Here is a 20396-nt window from a genome sequence, read left to right as displayed (position 1 = left end):
CTATCGCCAACTCGCCGAGTCAGAAATAATCGTCTGACTCACACCAACGAGTCTCCGAGATTCCCGGCGCGGTTCACCTCCCGCTCGCGCTGGCGCAACCGCTTGACGTAGCCGCTGTCCACTAGATTGTCAGCGTCCAAGTCGAGTGCGCAATTCACAAGCGTGGCGACGGTGCTGTCGGTCACGCGAAACCCGGGTGGCAGCGGTCCATGGTTGTGTGCGCCGTGCTCGTCGATCGCCGCGAACAAGACCTTCACGAAGTCGGCCAACGATGCGCGAGCGGCGGAAGTTGCTGCCGCGGTCTGGGGGTCCAGTGCTTGCGGCGCAGCATTCGCGGCGTCATCGGCGATGACCTGAAGGCAGCTACTGAGGTCGGGCCAGTACTTCAAGTCGAACTGAGAACGCAGGATGTCTAGTTTGGGCCGAACGTAGGAGTCGAACAGGTAGTTGTCGGCAGCAGCTGCGATTGCGACGCCGAGCACGTGATAGTGCGTTTCAGTGGAAAAGCCGGACGTGTTTTGAAGGTTCGAGCGTTGCTGCAGCAGCTGCGCCAGCTCGCTGGCGTGCTCGGAAATGGCTCGGTTGACTTTGACCAGTTCCTCGCGCGCAGAGCGAGCTTGTGCGATCTCCCGGGGATTCCAGAATGCAGCGGTGCTCAGCACCAGCCCCAAGAATGCTTGGAGCGCGCGTGGCGCGTTTTGGAGCTTCGTGTACAGCTCCACGTACCCCTCGCGCAGCTCCGCTCGGCGGGCAAGCATCCTACGTGCTACGGCGATTTCGCTAGGCAGGATGGCGTGCTCGATGTTGTAGCTGATGTCCTCATGGAGGATCTGTTCGCAACGGAGCGTCGGGTCAACAGGCGGTGTGAGTGGCATGGTGCGGGGCCGGACATGTGAATGGACGGTAGCGTACGCAGGCGCGCGGCGGCTGTCGGTACCCATTATTCGTGAGGCCTCGGCGCTTTCAGGTACCCGGGACAAAAAGACGCGGGCCGCGCCCCAATGGTCAATGCGGGCACGAATGAACGTGTCTCACAGCAGGAGCAGCGATTTCCACCCCCGCCGAGGCTGTGTGAAAACGCTCCCGCAACTCGCAGGGGGTACCGGTTTCTGCTCTTGGTCAACCTTCCTGCTGGCTGCAGCTTGTGGAGACCGCCTGGAGCTCGACCCACAGGTGGTCACCTTTCCTCCGCGCTTGCCGAAGGGGTGGCCGGGGCTACAGGCCCTCAAGCGGGAGGTGCTCAACTTGCGACCCAATGGCGTCGTGCTGGCCATAAGTCCTGCGTGGGCTGCGTCAGTCAGGTTGGCCAGCCCTACCGTGGCACCCTCGTACGACGTGGGTTTCCTCGGCTGGTCAGAGCTAGTGCCGGCGACCACTGTCCAGGCCGCTGCGAGCTCGGGATGAGTGCGGTTCGACACTATTCACTTTAGACGCGGCCCCGCTTCAAGTCTGGCATCGTTCTTGTCCCTGCACCAAAACTCAGACGTCTCGTCAGCCTTGAAATCAAGCACCTCACCCGCCTTCCAAAGAATGAACACGGGGCGGTAGCCCGTGTATGCGCCGAAGGTATTCTTCGCATTCACGAGTGGGCAAATTTCCCAGCCAGCACCGCCCGCGTTCAGAAGGGTCCGGGCAAATACCACCGGGCGCGGGCGCAACGGGTACTCGACCTTGGCCGAGTCGAAGTCCTTTAGCCGATAGCGCAGCACCTCTGCGACAACTGCCCTCTGATCAATTGGTGGTGGGCCCGCGTCCGCGAGAGTCAATTTGTGACCGCCCTTATCGGAAGGCACGGTACCGCACGCGGAAAGTACGACAACGGTGGCGAGCGCGGTCAATTGCATCTTCATTGGGCCATTGTCGCGCTGGGAAGTGTTCTCGCCAACAACGCGTTTTCCGACGTGTCGGGAGGATGCCACCGGCGAGCCGGTTTAGCGCGCGGAGTGTCGATGCGGCTGGTGCCGACGCATAAGGCGCTGGACGCTTTCATGGAAGCCAGGTCTGTGGTAACTTCAACCCCGGCTCCCGTCGCCAGTCGCACGCGCCTGTTGGCATGACGAAGACGGACGAATTCACCCCACCCATAGCAATCTCTTGGGCGGCCCGCAAAGCGTGCACCGGATAAGCGCCCTTGGAGATTGACCATGGAGTTAGAGCAACTCCGGCGGAGCGCCGGGTCGCTACGTGAGTTCCTCGCCGAGCGGAACTTCCCACTTTCCTATAACCAGACACTGGATCTGCTGGCCGCGGCTCCGGGCCTAAGGAATTGGCCTGAGGTGATGGCGTTTCCGGCGAAGGTGGCTGCAGCGGAACTGAACCCCCAGGCTGCCGCACGGCTCACACGGAGAATTGCCAAAAAAGGCGGGCCGGAACTTGGCGAAGGAGACATTCTGCGCTTGCTACTCGGCGGTCGATCCGCGACGCCACGCGACTTGGCCGTATGGCCCGATGGGCCCGCCCCGGGCATCTATGTGTCCGTCGACTTCAAGGCAACGACTTTGGCGATTCGGCGGTACTCGGAGGCGTCCGACGACTCCATGTTCTTCACAAGCGGGATCGACTACTACGAGGGGAATGCGATCGAGCTCGGCGAAACAGGCATCTTTTCAGCCGGCCTCGGTCGTGCTCCGTCGGGGACCCTATTGGCGATCAACCTGGCCATCGGGAGCGACCCTTGGGAAGACCTCAAGGGGCGCATGACGGCCGCATGGAATGCAGCAAGTAGTGGCATGCGCGTAATCGTGTTCTGTACGACTCCAACGCCGGACAGCTTGTTCAGTGATGTCAGTCTCCTCACCCATACCGAAGGTGAACCTGGCCCGGATGAATCGAACTGGTTGTTCGGCGTCGTCAGTGAGGGCGGCGAACTGCGCGAACGAATCCCCTTCGCGCCGGAACGCCCAAAACTTCGAACAGTCATCGAACTTCCGTCCTCCAGGTTGACCCTGCCGGCGAATGCCGCGGAGCATCTGGATCGAGCGCTGAAAGCCCGACCGACGGGCATCGTAGTCGCCGGGATGCTTGCGGAAGCCGGCGAGACCCGCCCGCTGGAAGTGGTGGCCGCCATGTTGCCCAGACTCCTGCAGGTCGGGCCCATCGGGCGCATTCCTCGGCACAATGGGTACGACGGCCCCCACCCTGTACCGGAAGCAGTCGCCATACTCCCCGTCTTTGCCTCTGTCGAGAGCGCTCTTGCCGCGGGGTGTGCCGTAATTGTGTTCGACATGGCGTTTTACGATGAACTCCAGGAGATCCAGGCAGGCCTCCATCGCGGTTTGTTTGTCATTGGCGTCAAGGCTCTAAGTGTCGGGCGCGGGATTACGAACGCGCTCGCGAGCCTTGACAGGTCCGGGAACATGAACGATGTCGTGACGGCCGCCATCTGCACGGGCACGGTCAGGGGAAAGGCGTCCAAGCCGTTGACCTGGGACATGTACGTGCGAGTGGAGAACCTTGCGGCGGAGAACTCCAGGCGCAAGCGACCGCTCGACGTCGAGGAAATGTTCGATGCAGCGCGTGTGGTGCGCCGCGAAGACCAGATTGCGCAGCTGCTATCGGACGGGCTCGTGACAGAGAAATCAATCCGCAAGGATTTTCCGTATCTGCGGTTGCCCAAGAAGGCTCCGCGCCAGGTGCAGACCTAAGGGGGTGGATGCAGGCGCGCGTCGATCTTGCGCGCCGAGCAGCCGCCAGCGCGCCCTGCGGCGTTCACGCGCCACCTCCAAGATGTTCTGCGAGTTGTGCCTGCGCGCCGCGCTTTCAACGGGCGTTTTCCTTGCGCGGCTTAGTCGCCAGGCGCATCGCCGGCGCTCGGCGCCCAACTGAATCTCCCGTTGCGACGTACGCAAATGACCTAAGAGGGAGTTGCAACGATAGGTAGCATCCTGGCAGTACCTTGGTCCCCAGGCTTCACAAGGCCATGGGTTTGTTGCTTCACGAGAGCTGCACAAGACTTATGGATGTCGTCGTTGAAGTTACCGAGAAGGGTGTGAGCTGTCGCCCACCCGCTGATTCTTCCGTGGAGGTGGCTGCCAGCCTGGGAAAGCTGGGGGCGTGGAGCCTCGACCTGCGCGATAACACGCAGATCTGGTCCGAGCAACTGTATTCGCTGCTGGAAGTACCTCCTGGAACGCCGCTGACGCTGGAATTTGGGCTGACGCTCGTCGCGCCGGAGCACCTGGCTATCGTGAAAGCGGCAGTCGAACGCTGTGCCCAGCACGGATTTCCATATGACCTGCAAGTGCAGGCCGTCACCGCGCGCGGCCGCCGAGTATGGGTTCGTTTAATCGGCCATGCTGTCTACGATCAGGCCGGGTCCATTGTGCGTCTGCATGGGGCCTATCAGGACATTTCGATGCTGATGCAGGCCCAGGAGGAAAAGAGCCTGCTGGCAGAGCGTTTGAGTGTGACGCTCGAAAGCATGACCGAGGGCCTGTACGTCGTCGACCAGGACTGGAACGTCACCTACGCGAACTCCGAGGCAGCGCGAGTGATGCGCATGGCGCGCAAGGACGCGGTCGGCAAGCACCTCTGGAAGGATATTTTCCCCGAAGCAGTTGGTTCGCGCTTTCAGGTCGAGTTTGAACGGGCCGCTCGGACGGGCCGCCCCGTGCAGTTCGAGGAGTACTACCCGCCGCACGATCTGTGGGTTTTCATCCGCGCCTATCCGTCCAGCTTCGGCCTGGCAGTCGCGTTCACCGACGTCACCGGGCGCAGGCAGGCGGAGGAAGAGGCCCGACGCCTGAACGCCGAGCTGGAAGAACGCGTGCTGGAACGAACAGCCGCATTGCAAGCGGCAAATCAGGAGCTGGAACTGTTCGCCCACGCCGTCGCCCACGACTTGCGTACGCCCTTGTGCGCGGGCCGATCGTTCGCCTATGCGCTGCAGGCCACCGAAGGGAGCAGGCTCGGCGCGGATGGCCTGGAGAACCTGCAACGCATCCATGCGTCGCTCCAGTACGCGGACGGCATGATCCAGAAGCTGCTGGGCCTGGCGAAGCTGTCGGAGTCCCCTATCCGGCGAGAGGTCGTTGATCTCTCGGCCGTTGCTCGGCGCCTCCTTGAAGTCTTCAGGGTCGAAGAGCCGGAACGCGCGGTTTGTGTCGAGGTCGAAGACGGCGTTGCTGTTGCTGCTGACCGTGTCTTGATCACACAGGTGCTGCAGAATCTGCTCTCTAACGCGTGGAAGTTCACCCGCAACACCTGCTCTGCCCGCATCGAATTCGGCGCAACAATCGACCCGGCGGGCCAACGCGTACTCTTCGTCAGGGACAATGGGCCCGGCTTCGACATGAAGCAGGCCAGCCGGCTTTTCGCGCCGTTCGCGCGGCTACACACGGACGAGAGTATCGAGGGAACCGGCATCGGCCTCGCCACAGTCAGGAAGATCGTCGCACGGCACGAAGGGAGCATTTGGGCGGACGCCGCCCCTGGCCAAGGTGCCTGCTTCTACTTCACGCTGACCTCGAGTCAGGAGCCGCCGGCCTCTAAAGCAGTCGAAAGGCCGGAGCAGACTAGTTAGTGGGCCGCGCCCGAGCGGGGCGCAATGCTGGAGCGCCCCAGTGCTGATGTGACAGCCAGGATGAAGTAGTGGGCGAGAGCGCGCACGATGGGGCGCCTCGCGGGACGGGGAGAGAACGATGGAAAACTCGCGGACGCAACCAGAGCCGGGCGGCGCCAAGCGACAGGCCCTCGCAGTCGCAGACATTTCACCTGGGCTTTTGAGGCTTTCATGTCCGGCCGCTGTGGACCTACGGTGGCTTCTGGCGGCAATCGACGAATTGCATTCGCTGACGGCACGGCGAGCTGGAATGTCCGTGCTCTTCGATCTGTCGGCGGTCACCACGCCCCCAGGTTTCACCGAACAGCTGCTGGTGGGCGAGCATGCGGCGCGCCAGCTCGGCCACCTGAAAAAGCTAGCGTCGGTGGTAGCAGCTGGAACCAGGTCAGGTGTGTCGGAGGGCGTCGCCAGAAAGCTGGCTCTGAACGCCCGGGTGTTCACCAGCGAGGCCGATGCACTGGCATGGCTGCGGGAAGATTAAGGCGGCATGGCCCTGTAATCGATCGATGCCTCAGGGGTTGTAGACGATGGTCATAGTCAGGAAGCCGGAATAGCTGCCTGCGCGCAGCGTGGTCTGACCGGCGGGGACCTTGCCGAATACCGTATGGCTGCTCGTGCTGTCGCCGCTCGGGATGCTTCCGCTGATCACGGCGCCGGTGAATCCATCACCCCACACCGAGGTGTACGCGCCGTCCAGGTACACGTTGAATGCCATGCCTGGTCCGCCGCCGTCATGGGCGAGGTACCGCGGAATGATGCTGTTTCCCTGCGCACTGGGCCCTAGGCTGATGGTGTAGCTGCCGCCGCTGGAAATCGCCGTGCACACGACGGATACGGTCGCATCGGAGGTGCGGTCGGCGGATACCAGCTTGCCGGCAAACGTCAGGGGTTGGTACCGTCCGAAGGCCATCGTGGTGGCGCTGACGCTGCACGCGCCCGCCACGCTGGCGCTGGCCGCCAGCCCTGCGAGGAGTGCGACTGCCGTGGCCCGGATCCCTTGAACCATGCGTTCTCCTTTCACTGAGCTGCCGCGCCGCAGACGAGTGGACCGAGTGTGACTGGCTCGCCGTTGGGGCTCGGCGGCATCTTCAGGGTGAGCGCGCAACCGCCGCCCTCCCAGGTCACCTCCGCACGCTGCACGTCGGCCTCGATGTCGGTGAGCCACACCTCGCCCCGCAATCCCGCTTCGAACTCGGTGCCTGCGGGCAGCAGCCTGACACGGGTGCCCACCGGCACGGGCTGGCCATCCCGCCGGTGCAGCACCAGGAGCGCCTGCCGGGTTCGACGAATGGCGAATTGCACCAGCGCGCCGCTGCGCGCATAGGGGACTACCTGCCTCTTCACGTCCTGGATTTCGGCGTCCAGCGGAAGGTCGGCCGGGTCCACTTCGATGGCGTTCCTGTTCCACGGCACGAGGCCGGGCACGAAGGCGAGGCCCCTGTCGTCGGTGGTCGCCACCACCTGGTTGCTGCGCTTGATCGGAACACCAGGGATGCCCTCGATCTGGACGACCGCGAAGCTGCCCTGTCCCACGGGCCGCGACGCGAAAGGCATGCCCGCCATCACGCCCAAGGTGCCGCGCGCGCCGGCGCGGCTGCTCGCCCGGCCGTCGGCATCGGTCACCACGTCCGCGCTCAGGTCGCCATGGTTCGTGTTGTACTGCAAGCCGCCCCGTGCGCGCTGACGTGCATCGGTCGACGTCTCCAGGCGCCATCCCAGCCCGGGCCCGGCCGGCGCATTGCGCACGGCGAGCGCGCTGGCCGACGTGTGCCCGTCGTCCTGGCGCTCCACGCGCGCGCCAACATATCGATCGCCGCCAAGAGGCAGGTTCAGGTTGATGCTGCCGGTCCAGGCGCGGCTTTCATCCAGCCTGCGCGCCGCGGCGATCGTGACCGTGGCCGGCCCCACCGGGACGTTCAGCGATAGGCCCAGCGAACTCGTTCGCTCGCCGTCCCACTGCAGGCGGCGCACGTAGCTCACGCCACCATTGAGCGCGCCCCACAGGCGCCCCCCGACCGTGGCTAGCACCTGTTCGCGCGAGCGGCTCGCCGGTGCGGCCGGGTCACGCGATTCCCCGAACGGAGCGAAGCCGCGCGTCGCGTACTCGTACTGGATGGCCCCGCCGCCCAGCGGGGTGCTGCGCTCGAATCCGAGCTGCACGAGAGCGCCCTGCTCCCGGCTTGCGTGCATGTGGTCCCGGGAAGCAGCCGCCGCAACCCGCGCCACGCCCCAGGCTCCGAGCAGGCCCGCGAGTTCGACGCCGGCGGCCTGGCGGTCGCGCTGCACCTCCAGCCTGCCTTCGCCCGTCAGCCGCGCTGTCAGGCCGCGCCGCAGCGTCCCGGCACCGAAGGCCTGCCCATACTCGCTGTCGGTTCCAAAGCCGGTGCGCATCCAGCCTGCCTCGAGCGAGAAGTCGTTCAGGCCCGGCGCCAGCAGGCGCGGCGAGGCGTAGTAGCTTTGCCGGATCACCGTCTGGCGACCCAGCAAGTCTGTGACGAGCAAACTGAGTTCGCCTGCACCGTTGATCACCGGCACGTTAGTGAGGTCGAAGGGTCCCGGGCGAACGGACTGGCTGAGCCGGCGCGACTCGTTGACCAGCAGGTCCACGGTGGACGGAAGCGCCGCCTGGCCGGACACCGAAGGCAGCGGCATGGTCACGAAGCCCGGACGCAGGCCGAAGTTGCTGCCCCAGCGCAAGCCGCCGTACCGCACGGGACGGCTCCAGCCGCCGCCCACGCCCACCGTGTCGCCGACAACCAGGGTCTGCATCGATCCCGGCATGTCGTATTGCCAGTAGCTGTCCAGGCGCATGAAGTCGCGTCGATGTCCGTCGTCGCGGGCCAGCGCCGACGTAACGGCGGTACCGAAGGGGCCGAAGCCCACTGCCTCGATCGTGCCCGCCGCAGTGGATGGAGCGCCAGCCAGGTGGCTTGCAGTGAGGTCGTAATTGAGCAGCGCACCCAGCGGCGGCCGCGGCGGTGCGGCGGCGAGCGCCTGCCCCGTGTCCATGGTGGACGCCGCGAAGGCGCTCGCGGGCGCCTCGACGTCGATGCTCATGCGCTGCTTGTCCACGCGGTAATGCAGCCCCGGCACCGCGTCGAGCGCGAACGCCGGCGTGCCGTCGGACATGGACACGGGCGCGCCAGGGGCCACGAGCCGCGCCGCCTCCCAGTTCTCGCTGGCGACCAGCACCCGCCCATCCGACGATTGCTCCGCACGGGCGATCTCCGCTTGCCGCAGCCCGTTGACGGTCAAGTCCACGAGGAGCGGCTCGGGTTCGCCCGTTCGCTGCGCGGCTATGGCTTGCGGAGCCGGCGCGGGCGGCGCAGGCGCGAGGGCTACGGGTCCCGGGGCAACGGGGGCGGAGCCCTTGGGTGGGAGCACCGCTGGCGGCTGCGACGCGAGGGCACTAGCTACCTGCGCTGCAGGGACCGGAGCCGATGGGGCCGGCGCCGATGGTGCCGGGCGGATCGGCGCGGCCGCGGTCAGCGCCGGCGCCGGCTCCAGCTCTAGAACCCAGGTACCGCCGATACGACGCAACTTCGGATAGACGGGCTCGCGCAGCAGCACCTCCAGGCGATCGCTCGTTCCCACGCTGCGCAGCGCGATCGATTGCAGTGGCCCTGAGGCGACGTGCGGCATGGCCGGAAGCGGCGCGCTCAGACGCAGCGAAGCGTCCTGCCAGATGAGCGCGAGCGGGTACGGGCCCTGTCCGGCGGTGCCGCTCCAGGCCAGAACCGGCTCGCTGCCGGTGGCCACGTGGATGCGCAGTTGCACGGAGCCGCCAGAGGCTTGGACCACCTGCACCGACATCGGCGTGGCCGCGACCGGACCGCTCCATCCCGCGGCTGCCGCAGCGATCGCTGCCAGCAGCACGGTACGTGTGTGCAGGCGTAGCAAAAGTGCTCGACGCGTCCTGATCAAGATTCCTATTGGCCGCAGGGCGCACAGGTGCGGACCGCGCATCAAGAACAAGATGAAACCAGCGACGCTCAGCTGCTGGCGGGGTCGGCACGCACGCGTTCGCCTGTGGCGGTGCGCACTTCCACGCCTCGCAAGGGGCCAGCCGCAGTGGCAGGCACGACCCATTCGCGCTCGGCCCCTGCCAGCACGGCGTCAGCTTCCTTCAATTCGAGGCTGTGCTGCCAACCGACTCCGCTGATGGACACGGATTGCACCTTCACCCGACGGTTGCCGGCATTGACGACGCGCACGCACACGCCCTTGGCAACACGGGGGGCCGCATCCGCCGGGCAGTTGCGCCAGCGCAGTGCCGTGACGCTCGCGCCACGCGGAGCAACCATGACAGGGAGGTCATAAGCCATGCGGAAATTGACGGCAGCGCCCCCGCCCAAATCCATCGACGACGGCTGCGCAATGTCTTCAAGAACCAGGCGATAGGCTCGCTCGATGTCGGCGGGCAAGGCGCCACGCAGCGCCAGCCGCAGGACTTGCTGCTGGCCGGGCTTGAGCTCGGCGATCCGCGGCGTCACGATCAATTCCTCGCTCGGCTTCGTCACGGGAGCGCCGTGCAGATCCTGGTGCCATTCCAGCAGCTGCGCCTGCAGGCGCATCGGCTTGATCGCCCGTTCGCTGAGGGTGATTCGAACCGTCGCGATCTTCTGCTTCGGTCCGAACTCGACGAGCACGGGGCTGATGAGTGCCTGCGCCATGGCTGCGGCGGCGCCGCACGCAGCCAACGCAAGAACAGCGGCCCGACCTAACCAGGAAGTGCGCGCCCTCGATACAGCCATAGCAGGTGGCGTGCACTTCATGGTTCGGTCTCCCTCTTAGATGCCGTAGGTGCTGGTGATGGTGATGGTGTCGCTGTACGCCTGCTTCGCCTTGCCGGACTTCGCGCTGGCGGCAATGGAGCCGGTGATGGCCAGGCTCTTGGTCGTGCCGTCGGCGCTGAAGCCGGTGAACGCAGCCGCGGTGTCGTAGGTGATCGCGGTGCCGCCGGATTCTGCCAGCGTGTACACGATGTAGGTGGTGGTGTCGGCACCCACGAGGCGGAAATCGGCGCCGCTCGTGTTGGCCGACGTGAACTTCAGCTTGGGCGTCGTCGTGCCGGAGGTGCAGATGGCATCGAACGTGCCGCCGGACACGGAGTCGCTTGCGGTGCTGGAAGGCGCGCCGTTGTCCAGCATGCTCAGCTGGCCGAAGGCGAGCACAGCGGTGTTGCCGACAGAGCACTCGTCGGCGATGGAGGCAGTCACCCCCATGGTGCCGGAGCCGCTGTCGGTTGCGAAGGCACTCACCGACAGCATGGTGGCGGCGATCGCGGCGGCGAGCTTGTTGAACTTGGTTTTCATACTTGTCCTCTTACTGAATTCAATTGGGTTAAGTGGAACCATTACTGGTGACACCCGCACGCGGTTCGGGTGGCGAAAAGGAGTGGACCATTGCCGCCTCCAGGGCTTGAGTAGTAGTTTCTTTAAGTAATGTGATCTCAAATGCGTAGCGACCGCATTTTGTTGAATGGAAGAGATACTTAAGCGCTAAGCGTCGGTTGCAATTGAGGATGGACCGTCGCGTGTGAGCGAGCGCGGACCTCTCGTAAGCTGTTTGCAAGCCGCAGCACTGGTGGGCGGTGGTGTCCGATCCGCGGGGCCCCGGATTACGTAACTCTCCCACCGCCGAGCGCCGAACTTCCTTAGCACGCGGAGCGCGCCTACGGATAGGCTGCGCGACCGAACCGGAGAACAACGCGTACGACGGAGAACACGTCTCGCGTTGCGGAAGGCGCCGAAAAACAGGATTCATGGCCGCCCCGCCGGGAATGGATTCCGCGGCCACTCTCCCGGCAGCGGGCCTCGCTTTGGCACCAAACGAACAAGAAAAGCCGTGCGCGACTTCAAGTTCTTCTACGATGACTCGCCTTTCGGGCTCATGCGTGCCGACGCGGCTGGATGCGCCACGTACGCCAATCGGGCCTGGGGCGAGATCACTGGCCGCGATGTGCCGCAGATCCTGGGGTTGGGATGGGCCGACGCGATCCATGTTGCCGACCGGCAAGAGGTTCTGCAGGCATGGCGGATGGCCTGTGGCGCCGAGCTCCCCCTGGACGTCAAGTTCCGGTTGCTGACCCCTGACGGATCTTGCCGGTTCCTGCGCTTGAGGAGCAGAGCACTCGTTGAAGAAGGGGCAGCAACGGACTATATGGCCGTCCTGCTGGACCTCACCGACCAGGTGATCGCAGAGCAGCGCCTGCGACAGAACAATGAACTCCTGAACGCCGTGCTCGAAAGCATTCCTTGTGGAATCACCGCCTTCGACGCGGAAGGCCGACTTGTCCTTGAAAACAAGAGAGTCCGATCCTCGCTGCATCTTTCTGGGGGCCCGCATGATCAGGCGAACACCGGCTCGATGGACCGCGGGCTGGAGACCGAACCACGCCTGCGCGAAGAGATCCAGCCAGACGGGCGCGTGTTCGAGGTTAGGGACGCGCCCATGCCCACGGGCGGGCTCGTGACGACATACACAGACGTGACCCAGCAAAAACAATACATCGACACACTGGAACAAGCCAAATCCGCGGCAGAACAAGCGCTCAAGGCAAAGGCGGCCTTTCTGGCCACAATGAGCCACGAGATCCGCACCCCCATGAACGGTGTCATCGGGATGACCAATATCCTGCTGGAGTCGCGCCTCTCCCCGGATCAGCGGGAAGTCGTGGAGGTGATCCGTCAAAGCGGCGAATCGCTGCTGGTGGTGATCAACGACATCCTGGATTACTCCAAGATCGAATCGGGGCAGATGGAATTGGAGTGGTCGCCACTGCGGCTCCAAGAGGTAGTGGACAACTGTCTGTTGCTTCTCTCGCCCAAGGCGCAGGAAAAAGGCGTCAGCCTGGCGGTCGACGTCGACCCGCAGATTCCCGGACTGATCCTGGGCGATCGAACCCGACTCCAGCAGGTTCTAGTGAACTTGATCTCGAACGCGGTGAAGTTCACCAGCGACGGTGAAGTCCGGATCACGCTGGCCAACTCGTCCCGCGAGGTAATGGATGGCCCCCTGAACACAGGCGATCCGTTCGAGATCAGGGTTTGCATCGCGGACAGTGGCATCGGTATTCCGCAGGACAAGCTCGAGGCGATCTTCGAACCGTTCGTGCAGGCAGACTCCAGCACCGCCCGGGTGTTCGGCGGCACTGGACTGGGACTCGCGATCGCCCGGCGGCTGGTTCATGCCATGGGCGGAACGCTCTCGCTGGAAAGTGAGGTCGGGATCGGAACCAGCGTCTGCTTCACCTTCATGGCGGAAGCCTCCGTTCCGCGCGCGCGTACGACCGCGCAACACCAAATTCCCTTGTACCAAAGGCGAGTGCTGCTGGTGACCGGTACTCGCGCGGATGTCGAGGTGCTGCACAGGCAACTCGGGCGTTGGGGAATGGAGGTGGAGCTCTGCGCAAGGCCTAGTGATGCACCCTCGAAACTTGCAAGACGCAATGGCTTTGATCTGGTGGTTGCGGCAAACCACATGAGCGAGGCACGCTGGTCCGAGTTTGTTCGTAACCTGCGTGACCATGGCGTCGATGTGCCGGCCGTTCTGTTGTCCCGAAACGGAGCTTTGGCTGCCTGCGACGCTACGCTGGGTGCACGCACCATCAGCCGAGCGTCCACTGAAGCGGACCTCTACGACGCATTCGCGGACGCGCTTCAGGAAGACGGCGACTCTGCGTTCTCGAATCCGCATACGCCGCAGTTCGATGACTCACTGGGGCACGCCGCTCCGCTGGACATCCTCGTGGCGGAGGACAACGAGATCAATCGGAAGGTCGTGTTGCGGATGCTAGCAGGCTTCGGTTACCAAGCAGATATCGCAAAAAATGGTGCCGAAGTCATCGAGGCCGTTCGAGCGCGCAACTACGACCTGGTACTCATGGACATTCAAATGCCCAAGGTCGACGGGATCGAGGCGACGAGGTTCATCATGAGGAACCTCCCGCCGGCGCGCCGGCCGCGTGTTGTGGCGATGAGCGCCAATGTCATGAGCGAAGACGTGGCGGCGGCGCTGGCTGCCGGCGCGGATCATTACATCGCCAAGCCGTTTCCTCCTGCGCAAGTCCGCGCCGCGCTTCAGCAGGCCGCGCTGCGCAGGACTGCGGCCTCGCAGACCGCTGATGGCGATGCACCCCAGCTCCTCGCACCCCATCGCCTGCGCTGTCATCTGGTAAGCGATCCCACCGGACGTTTTTTGAAGGAGCTTTGCCGCGACTTCATCCAGACGTCCGCCGATCTGGAGGGACGACTGAACGCCAGCGTACGGTCCGAGGATGTGGCGCAAGTGCGCACGACGGTGCACGAGTACGCCGGCATGTGCGCGGTGGTCGGAGCGCAGCATCTGACGGAAGTGCTGGGGCGGCTGCAGAAGATCGCACGCGCCGGCAGCGTCAAAGGCACTGCCTTGCTGCTGCAGCAATGCGCGCAGGTCCGCGAACAAACCATCGCGGTGCTGGAGTCGGCCGTGCAAGAGAACGCCGGCCGCGGCCTCGCCAACGCGCAATTGCTGGCTCAGACGGGTGTCGACCCAAAGCGCATTGCGGTCCGCGGCCGCCGCTAGATCCCGGAATTTGGGACTTCGCTGGTCTGATCGTGTGCTCGACGGACGCGGCGCAAAGCCGGCGACTTTTCCCTAAGCGGTGACGAGCAGTTCTATTTAACCGGAATAGCTCCCAGGCGCAGAAAGCTCGCTCGTCTGCTTCGCCGCTCCGCTGGTTCTTTCAATTTGTGTGCACTGTGCACGCTGTTCGATACATCTTCGTCAAGATAATCGCCAGCGCCTCGGGGCCCGCCATTCTCGAGCGGCAAGAGCGTTGTCTGGAACCGGATCGTCGTGGCTCGTCGCTCCTCATGTATGCGATAGGCGGGTGCGGCCGGGCATACCACCCCAAAGAAGAAGATGCAGCCTCTCCCCTCCTCCATCCATGTGGTCATCGCAGATGACCACCCGCTAGTGCGCGCAGGAATCCGCTCTTTGCTCAAGACCATTCCGGAGGTCGACATACTTGCCGAAGTCGCGAACGGCGTCGAGTTGCTTCAGCTGCTCAATAGCGTCCAGCCGGACGTCGTGATCACCGACATTTCAATGCCAGGAATGGATGGTCTACAAGCCCTTCGCGAGATTCAGTTCCGTTATCCGAGCGTGCGAGTGGTCGTGCTGTCCATGCACGACGAGCCGAACGTGGTAAAGGACGCCATCGGCGCGGGGGCGTCGGCCTACTTGCGCAAGGATTCGAGCGACTTCGAACTTGCATCGGCGCTGCGCAGTGTGATGACCACCGGCAGTTATATCGGCGCGGACATTGCCAAGACCCTCATGGAGCCCACGGAACCGTCGGCGCAAGACCTGCTGACGGAGCGACAAATCCAGATCCTTACGATGATTGCTCAGGGACAGTCCTCGAAGGAAATCGGGTTCGCTCTGGGCTTGAGCCCCAAGACTGTGGATGTGCACCGGTCGCGCATCATGGAGCGACTTGGAGTGCGCGATATAGCCAGCCTGGTCGTGTACGCGGTGCGCGAAGGGTTGATCAAAGCTTGATGGAAAGCGGGCGCATCGCGCCTCCCACCACGCCCCTCTATTTGTGCATGGGTAGGGTCGGACTGAAATCGTGCACTGTGGCGTGCCGCCCGGGTGTGAACGAGGCGTCGCCGGATCGCAGGAGCCTTCCAAGTCTTTCTGCAGTGGCGGCCGGATCTGGTTTGCGCACAACCGAGACTCTGACGCTCTTCGGCCCAGGAACGGGCAATTGTGGCCAGACCGTGCGATCCTGCGGTTCGAAGCGCCAGGACAGTCCGGTGATCCACATGGATGACAGGGGATCCAGCCGCTGCAGCCTGCCCTTCACAGCCGCTTCCAGCGCGACCACATAGGCCAACAGGCTCGGCTGCCAATCGCGAAACACCAGTTGGATGTGCATGCCACGGTGCTTGTTGGCTGTGACGCTAGGCAGGGCCTCCACGGTAATGCATCCGGCGGAGAGATCATGTTTTTTCAGAGTGTCTCGCAAGGCCATGGTGATCAATTCTCGCCTGGTGCGATCACGCGTGGAAGACTGCAGACGCGACACGCCGCGTTCACTAGCATCATCAGTATTCCTCGCCTGTCGGCCCAGGAAACGCGAAATCCATCCCATGATCCTCTCTCTCTTCTCTTTCTCACTCTTCGGGCCAACGGGCCTCGGTGGAGCGGCGGGGCGTCGGCGCCTCTTCTGTAATCCCTGGAAAACTCGGCGAGTGGCGTCGCGGTGTACGGCTCCTACCTCTCGCTTGGATTGGACCGCTTTCCGGTTCTATGTAACTTGAGTGAAAAGAAAGAGCGGTCATAAGCCGATTCCTTTAAGTCGCCGGTTGTACGTGGTGCCGCCTCATGGCCTCCGTTCGACCTCGAAACTCAGAGAGTGCACAACGCCTGGCCATTGCTGCCTACCTAGTCGGGCGTCCCTCGGGACACGAGCAACTCGCGTGTCGAGTCGGCTGCGATTCGCGCCTAAGCCGAGTGCAGATTCTCAGAGACCGTCTCCCGCATGCGATTTGGGGTCGAACTGCGGTCGCTGCCGCCGCGGGCCCGACTTGCGTGAAGCGCTACGGGAACAGGACGCTCGCGCACGTGATGGTGACGTTCACGCGCGGCGAGATCTCGCACTCCAAAAAGGGCCGTCTGGGGTGACGCCGCAGTGCTGGCCACCCGGGACGCCTGCCACCGGTTCGTTTCAGTGAAGGTCGTCCGACTTGAGCACGATTAGTCGCTCTTGGGCTAGTTGCGTTCGCCAACAGAGCGTCTGCGATCTACGTTCGTGGTCCGCTAGCTGATCACGAATGTATTCGTCTAGCGCGCGCCCTCACCGCAAACCATCCGCAGAAACCCTCAGAGACTCATGACAGCATCAATGGGCGCATTGAAACAATGAACTTGGCCGCCCAGCGCACGCTTTCTACGATCCAGACCAAGTTTCGCGATCACTCCGTGTGATTCAGATCAAGACTCGTAGAACCGATTGATGCTCACAGAGAAAAGCCAACGCTGGATCGCGATCGCCAAGGTGGGGGACGTCGCACCGTCCGATGTACGGCGCTGCGAGGTCCAGGACCGCTGCATTGCGCTGTTCAACCTGAGCGGACGGCTGTACGCCACCGACGACATCTGCACCCATGCCCACGCCCACCTCTCGGACGGCTACGTGGACGGGGACACGGTGGAATGCCCGCTCCACCAGGGCCTGTTCCACATTCCCACCGGCCGGGCGATGGCGCCCCCCGTCACCGAAAACTTGGCGACCTACCCCGTACGGATCGAGGGGGAGGACGTGCTGGTCGACCTGGCCGGCACGGGCGAAGCCGACTGAACCGGCGCTCCCCGCGCCCTGCCGCCGCAGCGATGGGCGGCCCACCAACCGAAGGAGACAAGATGGGGTTCCACCTGAAAGCAAGACTCGCCCCGCTCGTGCGGGTGCTGCCGGCGATCGCGCTGGCGGCCTCCGGCACGGCGGCCCTCGCCGAGACGTCCGTGCACGACCAGCTCAATGGACTGATCGCGAAGTACGGCAAGGTCGACGGCAAGTCCATGACCAACCCGGGCGTGAAGGAGATCTTCACGAAGGACGGCCTGTCCGAAGAGCTGGCGGCCTACCCGGTCGGCAAGCTGGCGGACGGCTTCGTCTGGAAGCCGGGCATGGGCGCCACCTTCACGGGCCCGTACAGCAAGCTCAAGATCAAGGCGCCCTTCACCGATTACCTGCCGCTGCCCGCCGGCCCCGTGCTGAACCCCAAGAAGACCTACCGCATCGGCTTCGTCTTCCATGGCTTCAACCATTCCTGGCTGGTCAGCCTGGCCGACACCGCTGCATGGGAGGCCGCGCGCCACCCGAACGTGCAGATCGACGTGATCGACGCCCAGTTCGACGACAACAAGATGGCGCAGGTGATCGACACCTGGGTGACCAAGAAGTACGACGGCATCGTGCTGTGGCCGATGCGCGAGGCGCCGATGGGGCCCCCGGTCGACCGCGCCGTCGCGGCCGGCATCCCGGTGGTCAGCGTGGACCGCCGCACTTCGTCCGACAAGATTTCGTCCGAGGTCACGGGCAACTTCTACGCCAACGGCATCCAGCAAGGCCTGTTCATGCAGGAAATGCTCAAGGGGCAGGGCTCGCTGGTCCTCACGCGCAAGGACCTGGGCAGCACGGCCGACTCGATCCGCGCCGGCGGCTTCATGCAGGTGATCGGCCGCAGTCCCGGCTACAAGATCCTCGGCTCGTACCACGTCAACAGCGACCGCACGCTGACCTTCAAGACGACCGCCGACGCCATGCAGGCCTTCAAGGAGGTGAGCGCGGTGTACACGGCCGGCGGCGAGGAGGCGATGGGCGCCCTCGACGCGATCCGCGAAGCCAAGCGCCTGCGCAGCGCCCCCGGCGGCAAGAAGATCGTGATCGTCGCCGACGACGACTCGAAGGAAGTGCTCAACGAGATCAAGGCCGGCAACATCGACATGGTTGCGCCCTACACGCCCCTGATCGGCGACGTCGGCGTGCGGGCGGTGCTGCGCCACATCGGCTTCAAGGAAGGGCTGGTGAAGCAGGCCCCGCCGAAGCTGATCCTCACGCCCAACCTGCCGATGATCACGAAGACCAGGATGACCATCGAAGGCATCCAGACCCTGACGCCGGACGAATGGCCCTACGCCTTCGGCCCGAACAAGTAAGCCAGCCTCGTCGGAGACGGCCTGGCGGGCCCGCAAGTCCGCCAGGCCACAGGAGTTTGGATGGAAAGCACCTTGCAGGCCGACCGGATGGAGGCCGCTACTTCACCCAAGGCGCGGGGCCGGCGGCTCGCCCTCGATGCGGTCGCAGGCCGGCTGCTGCTGCTGCTCGCCCTGGTGGGTGCCGCCATGGCCCTGGAGCCCGCCTTCGGCACTGCCGAGAACATGCGCACCGTGCTGCTGGCCGTGTCGACCGTCGGCGTGATGGCTGTCGGCATGACGCTCGTCCTGCTGGCCGGTGAGATCGACCTGTCGGTCGGCGGCGTGGCCGTGCTCTCGGGCATCGTGGGCGGCATGCTGCTGCCGTCCGGTTCCATCGTGCTGGTCGTGGGCGGCGTCCTCGCGAGCGGCGCGCTCTGCGGCCTCGTCAACGGCTTGCTGGTGACGAAGCTGCGGGTTCCGTCGCTGATCGTCACGCTCGGCATGCTCGGCGTCCTGCGCTCCCTGGCGAACATCCTGTCGGGAGGCCAGGCGATCCACCCGGATTCGCTGGAGGCCTATGTCTGGTTCGGCCGCGGCGCCGTGTTGGGCATTCCGGTGCCGGTCCTCGTCTTCGTGGCGGCCGCGGCGGCCGCAGCCGTGCTGGCCCGCCACAGCCGCTTCGGCCGCGCCGTCTATGCGGTGGGCGGCAATGCCGCCGCCGCTGCGCTCTCGGGCATCCGTGTCGACCGGGTGCGCGTCCTCGTGTTCCTGGCCAGCGGCGCCGCCGCCGCGCTGGCCGGCCTGCTGGAAACCGCGCGCCTCGCCTACATCGGTCCGGCCGGCTTCGGCGGCATCGAACTGACCGTCATCGCGGTGGTCACGCTGGGCGGAGTGTCGCTCGCCGGCGGCCGCGGAACGGTCGAAGGGACGATCCTGGCGGCGCTGATCCTCGGCGTCGTCAACAACGTGCTCAACATCGCCGGCGTGAGCAGCTACGTGCAGCAGATCGTCACCGCGGCGGTGATCCTGCTGGTGGTGCTGCCCGACGGCCTGCAGCGCCGCGAACGGCACGCATGAACGGGATTTCCATGAACAACGCGCAAACCATCGACGCCGCCGGTCCCGGTGGCGCCGGCCTGCGTTCCGCGGCGCTGGTCCTGAAGCAGCCGCTGCTCTGGCTGTTCCTGGCGCTGCTGGTGATCGGGGCGCAGAGCTCCCCGTATTTCCTCGGCGCCGACAACCTGGCCAACCTGCTGCGCCAGCTCACCGTCTTCGGCCTGATCGCCCTGGGCATGACGCTGGTCCTGCTGACGGGGCGCATCGACCTTTCGGTCGGCGCGACGATGGTCTTCAGCGTGGTCGCGGCGATCGAGGTGATGGCCGTCATCTGCGGTTTCATGGACATCCGCATCATGGGCCGGGGCCACACCTACGTCGGTCCGACCTGGCCGCTGATCGTGCTGACGCTCGCGATCGGCGCCCTCGTCGGCGTCGTCAACGGGCTCGGCGTGGCCTACGGCCGGGTCACGCCCTTCATCATGACGCTGGTGAGCCTCAGCGCGCTGCGCGGACTGAGTTACGTGCTGTCGAACGGCCGTCCCTACTACCTGCGCAGCGAGGAGTACCGGTGGCTGGGCGAGGCCACGGCCTGGGGCATCCCGGTGGTCGCCTTCCTGTTCGCCGCCGTCTTCGCGGCGATGGCGTGGCTGCTGCATGCCCACGTGGCCGGCAGTCGCATCTACGCGATCGGCGGCGACGAGAAGACGGCCGGATTCGCCGGAGTGCAGGTGCGCCGGTGGATCGTGCTGGTCTACGCGGCCAGCGGCCTGTGCGCCGCGCTGGCCGGACTGGTCTTCACCTCCCGCCTGACCTCCGTGGACGCACCGATGTGCTCCGGCTACGAGCTGAGCGCCATCGCGATCGCGGTGCTCGGCGGCACCAGCCTGGCCGGTGGCCACGGCTCGCCCTACCGCACCCTGTGCGCCGCGCTCGTGTTCGCCGTCGGCCTGAACCTGCTGACGCTGCACAACGTCAGCGCCTGGTACCAGGACCTGATCATCGGCTTCGTGCTGATCGCGGCCGTGGCGCTGACCCAATGGCTGCAGCAGCGGGCGCGGCATCCGCGCGCGGCGCGCTGACCCTTCATTCT

16 protein-coding genes are annotated in these 20396 nt (G+C 64.8%); 9 read left to right on the top strand and 7 right to left on the bottom strand.

Annotation, left to right across the window (positions count from 1 at the left end; all coding sequences use genetic code 11):
• Nucleotides 1–38: 38 nt before the first annotated feature.
• On the bottom strand, nucleotides 39–875 hold the full coding sequence (locus ACY0MJ_RS21190; protein ID WP_462640536.1) for a hypothetical protein: 837 nt from the start codon (nucleotides 873–875) through the stop codon (nucleotides 39–41).
• Between the two features lie 546 nt (nucleotides 876–1421).
• The gene (locus ACY0MJ_RS21185; protein ID WP_462640535.1) at nucleotides 1422–1850 is read right to left on the bottom strand and encodes a hypothetical protein; all 429 of its coding nucleotides are present in this window, start codon (nucleotides 1848–1850) and stop codon (nucleotides 1422–1424) included.
• 294 nt (nucleotides 1851–2144) lie between these two features.
• On the opposite strand from ACY0MJ_RS21185, the gene ACY0MJ_RS21180 reads away from it, so the two are divergent.
• The 3 genes from ACY0MJ_RS21180 to ACY0MJ_RS21170 all read left to right on the top strand — a co-directional run bounded on the left by ACY0MJ_RS21180 (nucleotide 2145) and on the right by ACY0MJ_RS21170 (nucleotide 6041).
• Nucleotides 2145–3644 (top strand): hypothetical protein, encoded by a 1500-nt coding sequence (locus ACY0MJ_RS21180; RefSeq protein ID WP_462640534.1) that lies wholly within the window; start codon nucleotides 2145–2147, stop codon nucleotides 3642–3644.
• Between the two features lie 374 nt (nucleotides 3645–4018).
• Nucleotides 4019–5521: a sensor histidine kinase gene (locus ACY0MJ_RS21175; protein WP_462640533.1), complete on the top strand. Its 1503-nt coding sequence runs from the start codon at nucleotides 4019–4021 to the stop codon at nucleotides 5519–5521.
• Nucleotides 5522–5810: 289 nt separating this feature from the next.
• Nucleotides 5811–6041 carry a hypothetical protein gene (locus ACY0MJ_RS21170; protein ID WP_462640532.1) on the top strand — a complete coding sequence of 77 codons (231 nt, stop codon included), beginning with the start codon at nucleotides 5811–5813 and terminating at the stop codon, nucleotides 6039–6041.
• A gap of 30 nt (nucleotides 6042–6071) precedes the next feature.
• Here the strand turns inward: ACY0MJ_RS21170 and ACY0MJ_RS21165 are convergent, their stop codons facing one another.
• The 4 genes from ACY0MJ_RS21165 to ACY0MJ_RS21150 all read right to left on the bottom strand — a co-directional run bounded on the left by ACY0MJ_RS21165 (nucleotide 6072) and on the right by ACY0MJ_RS21150 (nucleotide 10875).
• A complete protein-coding gene (locus ACY0MJ_RS21165) occupies nucleotides 6072–6566 on the bottom strand; it encodes a Csu type fimbrial protein (protein ID WP_462640531.1) in 495 nt (164 codons plus the stop codon).
• An 11-nt stretch (nucleotides 6567–6577) separates the two neighbouring features.
• Nucleotides 6578–9436 carry a fimbria/pilus outer membrane usher protein gene (locus ACY0MJ_RS21160; RefSeq protein WP_462640530.1) on the bottom strand — a complete coding sequence of 953 codons (2859 nt, stop codon included), beginning with the start codon at nucleotides 9434–9436 and terminating at the stop codon, nucleotides 6578–6580.
• Nucleotides 9437–9552: 116 nt separating this feature from the next.
• A complete protein-coding gene (locus ACY0MJ_RS21155; protein WP_462640529.1) occupies nucleotides 9553–10233 on the bottom strand; it encodes a fimbrial biogenesis chaperone in 681 nt (226 codons plus the stop codon).
• 117 nt (nucleotides 10234–10350) lie between these two features.
• Nucleotides 10351–10875, bottom strand: coding sequence for a spore coat protein U domain-containing protein (locus ACY0MJ_RS21150; RefSeq protein WP_462640528.1), 525 nt, complete (start codon nucleotides 10873–10875; stop codon nucleotides 10351–10353).
• A gap of 532 nt (nucleotides 10876–11407) precedes the next feature.
• Here ACY0MJ_RS21150 and ACY0MJ_RS21145 point away from each other — a divergent pair.
• Together ACY0MJ_RS21145 and ACY0MJ_RS21140 are read left to right on the top strand one after the other, a co-directional pair.
• Nucleotides 11408–14125 carry a hybrid sensor histidine kinase/response regulator gene (locus ACY0MJ_RS21145; protein ID WP_462640527.1) on the top strand — a complete coding sequence of 906 codons (2718 nt, stop codon included), beginning with the start codon at nucleotides 11408–11410 and terminating at the stop codon, nucleotides 14123–14125.
• A gap of 339 nt (nucleotides 14126–14464) precedes the next feature.
• Nucleotides 14465–15106 carry a response regulator transcription factor gene (locus tag ACY0MJ_RS21140; protein WP_462640526.1) on the top strand — a complete coding sequence of 214 codons (642 nt, stop codon included), beginning with the start codon at nucleotides 14465–14467 and terminating at the stop codon, nucleotides 15104–15106.
• A gap of 37 nt (nucleotides 15107–15143) precedes the next feature.
• On the opposite strand, the gene ACY0MJ_RS21135 is transcribed toward ACY0MJ_RS21140, so the two are convergent.
• On the bottom strand, nucleotides 15144–15581 hold the full coding sequence (locus tag ACY0MJ_RS21135; protein ID WP_462640525.1) for a hypothetical protein: 438 nt from the start codon (nucleotides 15579–15581) through the stop codon (nucleotides 15144–15146).
• A gap of 984 nt (nucleotides 15582–16565) precedes the next feature.
• Between ACY0MJ_RS21135 and ACY0MJ_RS21130 the strand changes: the two genes are divergently transcribed.
• The 4 genes from ACY0MJ_RS21130 to ACY0MJ_RS21115 all read left to right on the top strand — a co-directional run bounded on the left by ACY0MJ_RS21130 (nucleotide 16566) and on the right by ACY0MJ_RS21115 (nucleotide 20385).
• Nucleotides 16566–16910, top strand: a complete 345-nt coding sequence (locus ACY0MJ_RS21130; protein ID WP_462640524.1) for a non-heme iron oxygenase ferredoxin subunit — start codon at nucleotides 16566–16568, stop codon at nucleotides 16908–16910.
• 62 nt (nucleotides 16911–16972) lie between these two features.
• Nucleotides 16973–18268, top strand: a complete 1296-nt coding sequence (locus ACY0MJ_RS21125; protein WP_462640523.1) for a sugar ABC transporter substrate-binding protein — start codon at nucleotides 16973–16975, stop codon at nucleotides 18266–18268.
• A gap of 60 nt (nucleotides 18269–18328) precedes the next feature.
• Nucleotides 18329–19324: an ABC transporter permease gene (locus ACY0MJ_RS21120; protein WP_462640522.1), complete on the top strand. Its 996-nt coding sequence runs from the start codon at nucleotides 18329–18331 to the stop codon at nucleotides 19322–19324.
• An 11-nt stretch (nucleotides 19325–19335) separates the two neighbouring features.
• Nucleotides 19336–20385: an ABC transporter permease gene (locus ACY0MJ_RS21115; RefSeq protein ID WP_462640521.1), complete on the top strand. Its 1050-nt coding sequence runs from the start codon at nucleotides 19336–19338 to the stop codon at nucleotides 20383–20385.
• Nucleotides 20386–20396 lie beyond the last annotated feature (11 nt).

It is taken from the genome of Ramlibacter sp. bp-362 (genome assembly GCF_054956735.1).
Note: the sequence above shows the minus strand (reverse complement) of the source record. Positions and strands in the feature narration are given on the sequence as shown.